Annotated in this window: 1 protein-coding gene; it reads right to left on the bottom strand. The window is 67.6% G+C overall.

Going from position 1 to position 584, the window contains the following annotated elements; all coding sequences use genetic code 11:
- On the bottom strand, positions 1-584 hold a 584-nt coding region (locus C0R46_RS20610; protein WP_114348495.1), incomplete at both ends, for a putative Ig domain-containing protein.

Below are 584 nucleotides of genomic sequence, written 5' to 3'. Positions count from 1 at the left end.
CTTGGCGTCGGACAGACGCCCGGCCGCCGGCGAGACGATAGCCGGCTTGGCCTTGACGGTGATCGAGTAGGTCGCCGAGACGGGCTCCTTCTCGCCGTCGATGGCCGTGACCTCGAAGCTGATGCTGCCAGCCGCCGTCGGGGTGCCAGAGATGATGCCGGTGGCAAGGTCCATCGTCAGGCCCGCCGGCAGCGTTCCGATTGAGCGAAGGGTGCCGCCGGTGACGGTGATGGTCTGGCTGTAGGGTTCGCCGACCTTGGCCGTCGGCAGCTCGCCGGCGGCCGGCGAGAAGATCACCGCAGCAGGCTTGATGTAGAGCGAGTAGCTCACGACGACGGTCTGGCCGCCGGCATCCTGGATGGTGAGGTCGAAGGCCTTCATGCCACTTTGTGTCGGCGTGCCGGAGAGCGTGCCGGTGGCGAAGTCCATGGTCAGGCCGGCCGGTAGAGCGCTGGTCGAGACGATGGTGCCGTCGGCGACGCTGAAGCTCTGGCTGTAGGTTTCGCCCACCTTGGCGTCGGACAGACGCCCGGCCGCCGGCGAGACGATAGCCGGCTTGGCCTTGACGGTGATCGAGTAGGTCG

The organism is Mangrovicella endophytica, assembly GCF_002893625.1.
Lineage (GTDB): Bacteria > Pseudomonadota > Alphaproteobacteria > Rhizobiales > Rhizobiaceae > Mangrovicella > Mangrovicella endophytica.
The sequence above is the reverse complement of the archived record's forward strand: the minus strand, read 5'-3'. Positions and strand labels throughout refer to the sequence as shown.